General features: G+C 56.9%; 11 protein-coding genes and 1 tRNA gene. 5 read left to right on the top strand and 7 right to left on the bottom strand.

Annotated elements, in window-relative coordinates; all coding sequences use genetic code 11:
* Positions 1–345 precede the first annotated feature (345 nt).
* The 3 genes from J3R80_RS13635 to J3R80_RS13625 all read right to left on the bottom strand — a co-directional run bounded on the left by J3R80_RS13635 (position 346) and on the right by J3R80_RS13625 (position 2,789).
* Positions 346–422: transfer RNA gene (locus J3R80_RS13635), tRNA-Arg, on the bottom strand.
* 116 nt (positions 423–538) lie between these two features.
* Positions 539–1,639, bottom strand: coding sequence for a CaiB/BaiF CoA-transferase family protein (locus J3R80_RS13630; RefSeq protein WP_275394336.1), 1,101 nt, complete (start codon positions 1,637–1,639; stop codon positions 539–541).
* Entirely contained in the window at positions 1,632–2,789 is a 1,158-nt protein-coding gene (locus J3R80_RS13625; RefSeq protein WP_275394335.1) for an acyl-CoA dehydrogenase family protein, read from the bottom strand. The genes J3R80_RS13630 and J3R80_RS13625 overlap by 8 nt, the downstream gene beginning before the upstream one ends.
* 213 nt (positions 2,790–3,002) lie before the next feature.
* Here J3R80_RS13625 and J3R80_RS13620 point away from each other — a divergent pair, with 213 nt between their 5' ends.
* The gene (locus J3R80_RS13620) at positions 3,003–5,108 is read left to right on the top strand and encodes a YjbH domain-containing protein (protein WP_275394334.1); all 2,106 of its coding nucleotides are present in this window, start codon (positions 3,003–3,005) and stop codon (positions 5,106–5,108) included.
* Positions 5,105–5,845, top strand: coding sequence for a YjbF family lipoprotein (locus J3R80_RS13615; protein ID WP_275394333.1), 741 nt, complete (start codon positions 5,105–5,107; stop codon positions 5,843–5,845). Before J3R80_RS13620 ends, J3R80_RS13615 begins: the two co-directional genes overlap by 4 nt.
* Before the next feature lie 18 nt (positions 5,846–5,863).
* Here J3R80_RS13615 and J3R80_RS13610 read toward each other — a convergent pair whose 3' ends face one another.
* The 3 genes from J3R80_RS13610 to J3R80_RS13600 all read right to left on the bottom strand — a co-directional run bounded on the left by J3R80_RS13610 (position 5,864) and on the right by J3R80_RS13600 (position 8,441).
* Positions 5,864–7,297: a mannose-1-phosphate guanylyltransferase/mannose-6-phosphate isomerase gene (locus tag J3R80_RS13610; RefSeq protein ID WP_275394332.1), complete on the bottom strand. Its 1,434-nt coding sequence runs from the start codon at positions 7,295–7,297 to the stop codon at positions 5,864–5,866.
* A 128-nt stretch (positions 7,298–7,425) separates the two neighbouring features.
* On the bottom strand, positions 7,426–7,644 hold the full coding sequence (locus J3R80_RS13605) for a hypothetical protein (protein WP_275394331.1): 219 nt from the start codon (positions 7,642–7,644) through the stop codon (positions 7,426–7,428).
* A 158-nt stretch (positions 7,645–7,802) separates the two neighbouring features.
* On the bottom strand, positions 7,803–8,441 hold the full coding sequence (locus J3R80_RS13600; RefSeq protein WP_275394330.1) for a CAP domain-containing protein: 639 nt from the start codon (positions 8,439–8,441) through the stop codon (positions 7,803–7,805).
* Positions 8,442–8,611: 170 nt separating this feature from the next.
* Here J3R80_RS13600 and J3R80_RS13595 point away from each other — a divergent pair, with 170 nt between their 5' ends.
* From J3R80_RS13595 to rfbC, 3 genes are all read left to right on the top strand, one after another.
* Entirely contained in the window at positions 8,612–9,946 is a 1,335-nt protein-coding gene (locus J3R80_RS13595) for a UDP-glucose/GDP-mannose dehydrogenase family protein (RefSeq protein ID WP_275394329.1), read from the top strand.
* Positions 9,939–10,628, top strand: coding sequence for a sugar transferase (locus tag J3R80_RS13590; RefSeq protein WP_275394328.1), 690 nt, complete (start codon positions 9,939–9,941; stop codon positions 10,626–10,628). Before J3R80_RS13595 ends, J3R80_RS13590 begins: the two co-directional genes overlap by 8 nt.
* 85 nt (positions 10,629–10,713) lie before the next feature.
* Entirely contained in the window at positions 10,714–11,280 is a 567-nt protein-coding gene (gene rfbC, locus J3R80_RS13585) for a dTDP-4-dehydrorhamnose 3,5-epimerase (RefSeq protein WP_275394359.1), read from the top strand.
* A 51-nt stretch (positions 11,281–11,331) separates the two neighbouring features.
* Here rfbC and J3R80_RS13580 read toward each other — a convergent pair whose 3' ends face one another.
* A complete protein-coding gene (locus J3R80_RS13580) occupies positions 11,332–12,156 on the bottom strand; it encodes a DUF2793 domain-containing protein (RefSeq protein WP_275394327.1) in 825 nt (274 codons plus the stop codon).
* Positions 12,157–12,187: the final 31 nt, after the last annotated feature.

Here is a 12,187-nt window from a genome sequence, read left to right as displayed (position 1 = left end):
GCTTTCGTTTCGTGAGCCAGCGGGATTTGGACAAGCCAAACGCCCCTGGCCGTCAGGGTGAGGGCGCGGCCCTCCCCCTCGGGCAATGCGATTAGACAGGGCCGTGTCCTCGGCTGTGCCTGCGGGCCGCACCATCCCTGTCGAATAGCATTGCCTCGCCCCCTCCCGCGTTCGCCACGTGGCAGATCAGCAGGAACAGGCGGCTTCGCCGTCTGACCTGCAAATCAGCCCTGATTTTCCGAAAGGGAAGTCAGATCAACGCAACAGGCCACACGGGCAAAAATGGGGATTGGGTCAGTTTATGACGCAAAGGTCAAATTCGTCTGACGTTCTACAAAAGTGAAATGGCGCTCTGGGGAGGATTCGAACCCCCGACCCCTTGATTCGTAGTCAAGTACTCTATCCAGCTGAGCTACCAGAGCGCGGTAGGCGGGGATTTAGCGGTCCCACGCGGGGTTTGCAAGGGGCAAATTGGGAAAACCGGAAGTCTTTTCTGTCGCTCACCGGGCAACACAGAAGCCGGTGAGCGTGTTGGTAACTACTGCGACCAGCGCGCCAAAACATCTTCGATTTGCATAGGAGCATGTTCTCGTCCCATGGTCGCGTGTGGGTGTGTGTTTGACAGTTTCGGTGCCGCTTCGGGCTGTATCACTTCGCTGACCGTCGCAAAACTATTGCGGGCTCGATTATGCGGGTGGTCAGGGGCTTCCTGCAGGGACAGGACGGGCGCACAACATGCGTCGGTGCCTTCCAGCAATGTCGCCCATTCATCGCGGGTTTTCTGTTTGAAACGTTCGGTGAAACGGGCGCGCAGCACCGGCCAGCCCCCGACATCCATCTGAGCCGGAAGGTCGGCATCCCCAAGCCCCAGCCGTGACAGTAGCTCGGCATAGAATTTCGCCTCGAGTGCGCCAACCGATATGTGCCCGCCACAGGCGCATTCATAGACGGTGTAGAAGGGCGCACCTCCGTCCAGAAGGTTCGCCTCGCGCTCATCCGCCCAGATCCCCGCGCCGTGCATGGAATAGATCATCGCCATAAGATGTGCGGTGCCGTCGGTGATCGCGGCATCCACCACATCGCCTTTGCCCGTTGTGTGCGCGGCGTGTAGAGCTGCCAACATTCCGGCGACCAGATACATGCCGCCGCCACCAAAATCGCCCAACAGGTTCAACGGTGGCACCGGACGACCACCCCCGATGGCGTGTAGCGCGCCGGTGATGGCGATGTAGTTGATGTCATGCCCCGCGGCCTGAGCCAGCGGCCCGGTCTGCCCCCAACCGGTCATGCGACCGTAAACCAGGCGTGGGTTGCTATCTGTGAACGCCTCGGGGCCAAGGCCAAGACGTTCCATCACGCCGGGGCGCATCCCTTCAATCAGCATGTCTGCGCGATTGATCATGGCGCGGGCGGTGCTGCGATCTGCGTCGTCTTTCAGATCCAGCTCGACAAAGCCGCGCCCACGGTTCAGCACGTCCACCTTCTGCGGGATCAATGGCTTGAGGTTCGGTCGCTGGATGCGCACGACCTCCGCGCCCATGTCCGCCAGCCACATCGCGGCGAAAGGCGTCGGGCCAAGCCCTTGAATTTCAATGACTTTGACCCCTTTGAGAGGGCCGTTTCGAACAGCGTCAGACATCAATCGACCGCGCGATCAGTTCCTTCATGATCTCGTTCGTGCCGCCATAGATCATCTGCACGCGGGCGTCGGCATAGAGCCGCGCGATGGGGTATTCCATCATGTAGCCATAGCCTCCGAACAGTTGCAGGCATTCGTGCATGACCTCGTTCTGCACCTCGCTGCCCCAGTATTTCGCCATTGAGGCGGTGGGCGCGTCCAGTGTGCCATCAATCAGCCGCGCGATCCCGTCATTGACGAAGCTGCGCAACACCTCGGCCTTGGTTTTGCATTCGGCCAGCTTGAACCGGGTGTTCTGGAAATCCATCACGCGTTGCCCGAACGCTTTGCGTTCTTGTGTATAGGCGATGGTTTGTTCCAGCGCGAAATCAATGGCGCCAAGGGCTTGAATGGCGATCAGCAACCGCTCCCACGGCAGTTGCTTCATCAACTGATAGAAGCCTTGGCCTTCCTCGGCACCGAGCAGGTTGGTCTGGGGGACTTTCACGTCTTCATAGAACAACTCGGACGTGTCATTGGCCTTCATGCCCAGCTTTTTCAGGTTCTGACCGCGTTTGAAGCCCTCGCACTGATCAGGTTCGACCACGATCAATGACACACCCTTGGCCCCTGCATCCGGGTCGGTTTTGCAAACGGTGATGATCAGGTCGGCGGCCTGCCCATTGGTGATGAAAATCTTCGAGCCATTGATCTTGTATTGGTTGCCGTCCTTTTCGGCCCGTGTGCGCACGGCCTGAAGGTCGGACCCGGTGCCCGGCTCGGTCATGGCAATCGCGCCCACGATCTCGCCCGAGGCAAGGCCGGGCAGCCAACGCGCCTTCTGTTCCTCGGTGCCATAGGCGGTGATGTAGTGCACCACGATGGACTGGATGCCATAGCCCCAGCCGCAATCGCCGGTGCGGGTTTGTTCATAGATCACGACGCTTTCAAATCCCATGTCACCGCCCGCGCCGCCGAACGCCTCGGGGATGGCGCCGCCCATGATACCCGCCTGACCGGCTGTGTGCCAAAAGTCGCGGTCAACAATACCCTGATCGACCCAGCGTTCGATATTGGGGGTCAGCTCGTCAGCAAAAAAACGGTTGGTCATATCCGCAAACATGCGGTGCTCGTCGCTGACCCATGCGGCGGATGGTGTGAAAAGTGTCATGATCGGCTCCGACATCTAAGGGCTTTTCTTAACTATAGCCGACCGCGTTTTGTTAGGGCTGGTAACGTCGCGTTACAGACGCTAGACGGACCGGAGATCATTTGTGCATTTGCGCGACAATCCACTGCAAACCGCTGTTCCGTGTCGGTTTTAGGTGATTTGTCCGCAAGGATCGCGTATTTGAACAAAAAAAGATGTTGAACGGAGATGGCAGTGAGCATTTCTCGGGTGGATTTTTGTAAGCTTGTGGCCTTTGGCTTTACGGCCGCGACGGCAACACCTGTCGTGGCAGAGGTCGGCACGCTGACCTCCAGCTATACGATTTACGGGACGCCCGGCTTGATCGCGATGCCAACCGCCGAGGCCGCCGCTGATAGCGAACTGGCGTTCACCTATTCACAGTTCGGTCCCAACGCCAATGGCACGTTGAGCTTCCAGATTACGCCCCGCCTGTCGGGCAGCTTCCGGTATGCGAAGATCGCCGATTTCCACCCGGTTGTCGGGGATTACTTCGACCGGAGCTTCGATGTTCGCTATCGTGTTCTGAACGAAAGCAAATATTTCCCGGCCGTGTCCGTCGGTATTCGCGACTTCATCGGCACCGGAATTTATTCCAGCGAGTATATTGTTGCCACGAAAACCATCGGTGACCGCCTGCGGGTAACGGGTGGTTTGGGTTGGGGGCGTATGGGCAGCTACAAGCCGATCGGAGCGACAGGTTCGCGGCCCCCGTGGAATTTTGGTCAGGGCGGCACGTTGAATGCAAGCCAATGGTTCAAGGGCGATTTCGCGCCATTTGCCGGCGTCTCTTACAAGGTCAACGACAAGCTGACCCTCAAGGCGGAATACAGCTCTGACGCTTATGTTCAGGAGGTGGCGGCAGGGATAATGGAGCATAAGTCTCCGTTTAACTTCGCTGTGGACTACCAGGTTTCGCCTGCCATTCACCTGAACGCATTTTATCTTGCAGGTGATACGATCGGGGCAAATGTTGTCATCCGCCTGAACCCACGGCAGCCCATTGCCCGCTCGGGGAACGAACGTGCGCCTTTGCCAGTCAAGCCGCGACCGTCGCGCAGCAACACGGAAGCGTGGAGCACCGGGTGGATCTCTGATCCAACCAATGAAACCGGCATCCGCAAGGCTGTCGGGGATGCGCTAAACAAGGATGGCATCAGCCTGGAATCCCTTGCGCTGGGCGCAACTCGGGCCGAACTGAAGGTCGACAACCGCAAGTACTACTCGCCGGCGCAAGCTATTGGGCGGACCGCGCGGGTTCTGACCCACGCCTTGCCGCCGTCGATTGAGACATTTGTCATCACGCTGGTGGACCGGGGCATTCCGCTGTCCAAAGTCACCATGCGACGTAGCGATATCGAACGGCTGGAGCACGCCCCGGCAGTCGATATGTTCCAGCGCGTTTCCATTGACGAAGCAACACCACGTGCTGTGCGCAATTCTGAACTTGCCTATCCCGATAGCCGGTTCCGCTGGGCGTTGGCCCCGTATATGGGTCTGAGCTTCTTTGACCCCGCAAGCCCCATCCGCGCAGATTTCGGGCTGAAACTAAGCGGATCTTATGAGATCGCGCCTAACATCTTCCTGTCCGGATCTGTTTCAAAAAGCATCTGGGGCAACCTGAAGGAAGGCGTCCCAGGCTCGTCCAAGCTGCCGCCGGTACGGACGCAGGGCGCGTTGTACTCCTCTCAGGGTGATCCAGCGATTTCGCACCTGACCGCAAGCATGTATGGGCGGCCCGGAAAGAACCTCTATAGCCGCGTTACTATCGGCTACCTTGAAAGCATGTTCGGCGGTGTTTCGGCCGAAGTTCTTTGGAAGCCAGTCGACAGCCAGCTTGCCATTGGCGCAGAAGTGGCTTGGGTGAAACAGCGGGAATTCGATCAGCTGTTCAGCTTCCGGGATTACAGCGTCGTTACCGGGCACGTGTCCGCGTATTACGATTTTGGAAATGGATTTACCGGTCAGCTTGACGTTGGTCGATATCTGGCCGGTGACTATGGTGCTACGTTGTCTATCGACCGGACCTTTGACAACGGCTGGAAGATCGGCGGCTTCGTGACCAAGACGAACGTTTCAGCCGAGGATTTCGGCGAAGGCTCTTTTGACAAGGGCATCCGACTGTCGATCCCGTTCGAATGGGCGTTTGGCACCCCGTCGCGCGGAGCATCGAACGCAGAACTGCGGTCGCTGTCGCGTGATGGAGGGGCGCGACTGGAAGTGGACGGGCGCCTGTTCGAATGGGTGGACGAAGGTCACGGAGATGCCTTGGCATCCCGCTGGGGCAAGTTCTGGAGATGAGTGTGAAAGACGGTTTCACAAGACGCGCCATGCGCGTTGCCGGGTGCGTTCTGGCCGCCTCGATCGTGCTAAGTGGATGTGGATCAGATACGGACGCTGTTGAGCTTCCGAAAATCACCGCCAGCCTTCTGAAAAGCTCGGGCAAGCAACTGGGCAAGAAACTCGGCGGCGGGAAAGAAACTAAGCCAGCTGCCGCGACGCCCGCAGCCACCGATCCAAATGCCATCGTGGCCAAGGCCTTGGCCGCAACAAAAGGGCCAATCGCGCTGGTCGTACGTATCAACACCAAAGCGGTGCTGGCGATCAGTCCGGTCGGCAGAAATGGTGACTACGTCACGTGGGGCAGTGCGCCCGGTCAGGGCCTGACCTTCCAACGCGGGGTTCTGGCAAACACACGCGGGCTTGGTGAAGACCTTATGGCATCGCGTATCGACACAGCCGTGTCGGCCATCACCGCGCGGCGCAATGCCAACTATAAGCGCGAACATTTCTATCTTGGCAATCTCGGCCAAAGCACCAACCTTATTGTCGATTGCACGTTGACACGCGACAAGTCCGAGCGTGTCAGCCTGGGCGCGATCAATGCCGACGCCGTGATTATGAAGGAAAGCTGCAAGCGTGGCGAGATTGCGTTCAACAACGTTTACTGGGTCGATGGAAATGGTCGTATCCTGAAGTCCAGCCAGTGGGTTGGTCAGCGGATCGGTAGTCTGGCTGTTCAGAACCTGCGGCTGTGATCCGCATACCCGTGCCGCCTAGCAGCGTGCGTATGCGTCTTCGTACCGGACAATATCATCCTCGCCCAGATAGGAGCCAGTCTGCACCTCGATCAGGACGGCATCGGTATGGCCGTTGTTTTCCATGCGATGAACATCGCCTTTTGGGACATATGCAGATTGGTTTGCCGACAATTCCAGTGTTTGATTTCCGATGGTCACGCTGACAGATCCTTCAACCACAACCCAGTGTTCAGCGCGTTGGGTATGTGATTGAAGGGACAGAACTCCGCGCGGATGTACGGTAATCATTTTCACCTTGAACCCCGGACCGGCGACCAGTTCTTTAAACCAACCCCAAGGTCTGAAGTCCTGAGATCGGATCGTGGCTTGCGGCGCGCTCCTGGCTTTGAGGTACTTAACCACCGTTCCGATCTGGTCCGAACGGTTTCGGTCTGCGACCAGTACGGCGTCGTTCATCGCGACCGCCACCAGATCTCGTAATCCCAGGCCCACTATTGTCTGATCCGCGCTTTCGGTCATCAGCAAGCTGCTTTCACAATCTATGCCATGTGCATTCCCGATTGTTACGAGGCCGTTTTGCGCGGTCTCTGATTTGCATTCTTCACGCCAATATCCCTGCCAGCTGCCCAGATCAGACCAGTGCCCGTCGAACGGCACAGCGCAGATGTTGTCGGCGTGTTCCATCACGGCGTAGTCCAGCGACACATCCGGCAAAGCCTGCCAAGCCTTCCGATCCAGTCGGGTAAACCCAAGGTCGAGCGTGAACCCGGCAAGCGCTTCGTCAACCTGTGTGGCTATGTCCGGTGCATGTTGTGTGAATGCGGTCTGCATGTCCGTGGTCCGAAACAGGAAGATGCCGGCGTTCCACAGGTGACACCCACTACATATCATCCGGGCTGCCGTGGGCAGGTCTGGCTTTTCGGTGAAGGACACGACAGGGGCAGGTTGACCGCTGTCATTGGTTTCTCTCTCAACCTCAAGATACCCGTACCCGGTTTCGGGCCGGTCCGGTTTAATCCCGAACGTCACCAGCTTGCCAGACACGGCTGCCGACACTCCCTGTTCGATGGCAGCAGTGAACGCGGCGCGATCCGAAATCAAATGATCCGAAGGCGCAACTATGCACAGTGATGACGGTGCCCTATTGGCTTGCATGTTCACCGCCGCCAGAACAGCACCAGCGGTGTTTCGCGAACAGGGCTCAAGCAATATCAGCTCTGGTAATGTGCCGATTTCCCCCATCTGCTCGACGACATGAAAACGGTAGTCTTCGTTCGTGACGATGATCGGGCGTGTGAATCGGGCCTGTTGAAAGCGCTGCACGGTTTGCTGAAACAAACTGGGCGCACCTTCAATCTTTAGAAACTGCTTGGGAAAACTTTCACGGGATACTGGCCAAAGACGCGAACCAACGCCGCCTGCCAGAATGATCGGCGTGATTTTTTGCAATTCAAAGCGCCCTTTGCACCGCTGGGTGATTGTTCATCCAATGGTGGAATCATGGCCTTTGAAAACAAAAACGGCAAGCCCAAAGGACTTGCCGTTCCAGTTTGAATGCTTCTTACGAAGCAGACAAATTATTCTGCGGAATCGTCGGTCGAGTCGTCCGAAGCAGCAATGATGCCAGCCACAACAGCCAGACCCAGCAGAGCCAGACCGGTGTTGCCCAGCGAGCTACCAGCTTCTTCAACAACTACAACTTCTTCTTCAACAACTGCATCGCCGTATGCGCCAGCGAAAGCAGGTGCGGACAGAGCGATCATGCCAGCAGCGGCAAGGGTCATCACTTTTTTCATGTTTCATACTCCATAATTAATTAGCGGGCAGCGCCAATGTAGCGTACCGTCCCTGTTTGTTTTGCATACCACGAACGCTATTGGAAGTCTGTTCTTGCATTCAACACCCCGTACACGCAGAACTTCGCCGCTCTGTGGCAGCGATGCAATAGTCCCCATTATCCGGCAAAGATATGGGTAAGGAATACCGAACCACAGTGTTTCGAAGCGGGCTGGACGCCGGCTCCGACACCGCTGTAACGCAGGTTTTTCCGCAGGATGTTCTTTCTATGTCCGGGCGATTCCATCCATTTTCGAACAATCAGGCTGGCCAGACTGTTATAGCTGTGCCGCCCGATCCTGCGACCGCCATTGGTCGTAAAGTGACATTGTTGGGATGAGCGAATCATGAACCGGCTTCCGTCGATGCCATATAGATGCACCCAACCGATGTTCTCGGCCCCGGTACGGAAACGCACGCCAGATGCCTTCAGACGGTCGGTAAGCGAGCGTTTGAACGACCCACTTGCCTTGTGGCTGAGTTTTTGGCTGCGCGCCATCCACTGCGAATGCCGCGCCGCCTGCTTCCGCAGACCGGACGCGGTGGTCAGGGCGGGAAGGCCGCGCCGACACCGTTCGGCGTTCACTCTGGCAACGACTGCCCTGTCAAGCAGGCCTTGGTCTAACCCTTTGTTAGGAATTGCCTTTTCGGCGCCTGCTACATTTTTGATGGAACAAGCCGCTGTTGCTGTTCCGGGCAGCGCGGCAAGCGACAGAAGCGTCACGACGCCGAGTGTTCTTAGTGTGTTTCCAAACATGATTCAGTCCTAAACAGCCAGTTTCACCCCGCAGCGTGCAAACTTGCCATGGCATAGACGTGACGGGAATAGGGCGATGTCTGGATGGGCGAAGGTTCGCCGTCCGTTGACAGCGTTTGCGTGATGCATCATCCCGTCGTAGATTATTTAAAAAAAGAGGTTTCGAGCCAATGAAAATTGCGATGATCGGCACCGGGTATGTGGGCCTGGTTTCTGGCGTTTGTTTTTCAGATTTTGGACATGAAGTTGTTTGCGTGGATAAAGATCCCACGAAAATCAAGATGCTTGAGGGCGGGCAAGTGCCGATCTATGAGCCTGGCCTTGAAGATTTGATGGCAAAAAACGTTGCCGCAGGCCGGCTTTCTTTCACCCAGAACCTGAAGGAAGCAGTGCAGGGCGCCAAAGCAATTTTTATTGCAGTTGGCACACCAACGCGGCGCGGCGATGGCCATGCCGACCTGACATATGTCTATGCAGCGGCCGAAGAGATTGCTGATTCGCTTGAAGATTATGCTGTTGTCGTCACGAAATCGACCGTTCCGGTGGGCACGAACCGCAAGGTGAAGCAACTGATCCAGAAATCTCACCCCGACCTTGAGTTTGACGTGGCCTCGAACCCGGAGTTTCTGCGCGAGGGGGCGGCGATTGATGATTTCATGCGGCCTGATCGCGTTGTCGTCGGTGTGCAGAATGAACGGGCTACCGAAATCATGGCTGAAATCTATCGGCCGCTCTTTCTGCGCGATTTCCCGATTGTTACGACGGATCTGGAAAGCGCCGAAATGATCAAATATGCGGCCAACGCGTTCCTGGCGACAAAGATCACGTTTGTGAACGAAATAGCAGCGTTGTGCGAGCGCGTTGGGGCGGATGTTAAACAGGTCTCGAAAGGGATCGGGCTGGACGGTCGGATCGGGAACAAGTTCCTGCACGCAGGCCCCGGTTATGGCGGAAGCTGCTTCCCGAAAGACACCAAAGCATTGGCGCGGATCGGGCAAGAAGCTGGAATGCCGATGCAGATCACGGAAACCGTGATCACCGTCAACGACGAAACCAAGCGTCGCATGGTCGACAAGATCATCGATCTGTGCGGCGGGTCGGTGTCGGGCAAGACCATTGCCGTTTTGGGGGTCACTTTCAAACCCAACACCGACGATATGCGCGATGCGCCCAGCCTGACCATCGTTCCGGCCTTGATAGGTGGCGGTGCGAAGGTCCGTGTGGTTGATCCGCAAGGGCTAAGCGAAGGCGAAGCACTTTTGCCGGGTGCACATTGGTTTGAAGATGCGTATAAGGCTGTGCAGAACGCAGATGCAGTGGTGATTTTGACCGAATGGAACGAGTTTCGAGCCTTGGATTTGAAACGCCTTGCCCGACGTATGGAAACTGCCAGAATGGCTGATCTGCGCAATATCTATTCGCCGAAAGACGCAAAGAAAGCTGGCTTTGTCTCGTATTGCGCTGTTGGTCGGCGTGGATTTGGGCCGGATGGTTGGGATGGTTGAAGTTTCGTATTCTAAAATCGAACAAGATGAGCGGAAAGAACCGGGGATGAAGCGCCTTTTCGACATAGGTCTTGCACTGGCCCTTTGTGTTCCAGTCATCCCGACGCTGTTGGTGCTGTATGTCATTGTCACGCTGCGTGACGGTCGGCCTTTCATCTATCGTTCGGAACGGAATACAACCTTCGACAGGACGTTCGACCTGTTGAAGATCCGCACCATGCGCACCGTACCGGATCATGAGAATGTCGGCATTACGGGTGGCCATAAGCAAAACCGCATCACACCGATGGGGAAATTCCTGCGTGCCCACCGTTTGGATGAGCTGCCTCAGATCTGGAACGTATTGAAAGGCGAGATGAGTTTCGTTGGGCCACGCCCGCCCGAGCCGCGCTATGTTCAGGCAAGGCCGGATATCTATAGGCAGGTTCTGCTGGATCGCCCCGGAATCACCGGCCTGGCATCAATTATTTTTCATAGCCATGAAGAAAACATGCTTGCAGCCTGCAAATCATTAAAAGAAGCAGAACGCGTTTATTTGCGGCGTTGTGTTTCGCGCAAGGCGGCGCTGGATCATATCTACCACGTCAACAAGTCGCTAAGACTGGATCTGTATATTCTTTACCTGACCGCCGCCAAACTGTTCCCCTTACCCGGTCGTCGCGCAAAACGCATTCGTGGGTGAGCCATTGCTGGCTCATAAGCCGGAGTTGACAGCCCCGCACTGACGCGCCCAAAAACCTGATGGAGCTAGTTCCGTGAAAATAGAAATGACCAAACTTGAGGGCTGCGTAATCGTGACGCCAGCACGCTACGGCGACAATCGCGGATTTTTCAGTGAAACCTTTTCAACTCGTGCGATGGAGCATGCAGGTCTTCCGAGCACTTTCGTCCAGGACAACTTGTCCCGTTCAGCCACCAAGGGCACGGTTCGCGGATTGCACTGCCAAGCCCCGCCCCATGCACAGGCCAAGCTGGTGCGATGTCTGCGCGGCGCAATTCTGGATGTTGCGGTTGATGTTCGCCACGGCTCGCCCACCTATGGCGAATGGGTGGCGGTCGAATTGTCGGACGATAACGGGGCAGCGCTTTTGGTGCCAGAAGGGTTCTTGCATGGCTTTGTCACGCTGACCGACAATGTGGATGTGTTCTATAAGTGCTCGGACCATTACGCGCCCGAGACCGAGATGTCGGTGCGGTTTGACGACCCCGATATCGGTATTGATTGGGGGATATCCTCGGATCAGGCAACGCTGAGTGGCAAGGATGGCGAAGCAGGATCAATGGCCGCGTTTGTTACGCCATTTGGTCGGGATGGTGGGCCACGATCATCATAATGTTTCGCCCGCAGTTTGAACCTGCGGGCGTTAACTTACTCTCGGGGGTGATCAGATGGCGGTTCCGTCACTCACCTTCAGCCATGAAGCCCCGTCGCAATAGGCCAACTGCGCCCCGCCTGCGGCATCCGAGACAAAGGCGACACCTCCTGCGCCAACACTCGCCGCTGGGGGCAGGCTTGCACTCGTTGTAGGTGTCAGGCGCATGACGCCATCCACATCCAGTTTCGCAGCCGGGGTCTTGCCGATCCCCACATCGCCTGTGCCAGTTGCGACAATAGCCTCGTTCCAGACACTTCCATCAGGGCTGGTTTTGACGTGAAAGTCGTCATCTCCGGTCAATCCAAACTCGGCCCGTCCCGACCAATTGGACTGAAACAGAAGTGATGCGGTATCTCCTGTGGCTGCCTTGTTGATCTTCAACTGATGAGACGTCCCGTCATGCGTCAGCAACGTGGCATCTGCCGCAACCGCCAGCTTGTTGGTGGCATCTGCCGTGGTGTTCACGCCAACCAGGTCAAGATTGTCGGTCGACATCGCCGTATCGATCCATTGGCTGCCATCAAACCGCAGCTGCTGTGCAGTCGATGCGACATCTGCGCGCCAGCCTTCTTGCGGGGTAATGAACTGCCAGACCCCATCTTGAAGCCAGGTAATGGATTGATCCTGCCCGGCCCAATCCCCGATGGCACCGCCCGGCACGATGTGGCGGTCGCCGTCGGTTGCCGCCGGGGGCGGGCTGATCGTATCGTCAGTTGAGACCGACAACTGAACCAATATGTCCAGAAGGCGCAGTGCTTCGTTATGGGTAACATGCTTCTGCGCCTGAGCGACTTGGATCAGGGGAAGGGAAAGTACTGAAGAGGTTTCGGGCATTTGGATCTCGGCTTTGTTCGGGTTTCCAAAT

The organism is Aliiroseovarius sp. Z3, from assembly GCF_029105185.1.
GTDB lineage: Bacteria > Pseudomonadota > Alphaproteobacteria > Rhodobacterales > Rhodobacteraceae > Aliiroseovarius.
This window is presented reverse-complemented; position numbering and strand designations above follow the sequence as displayed.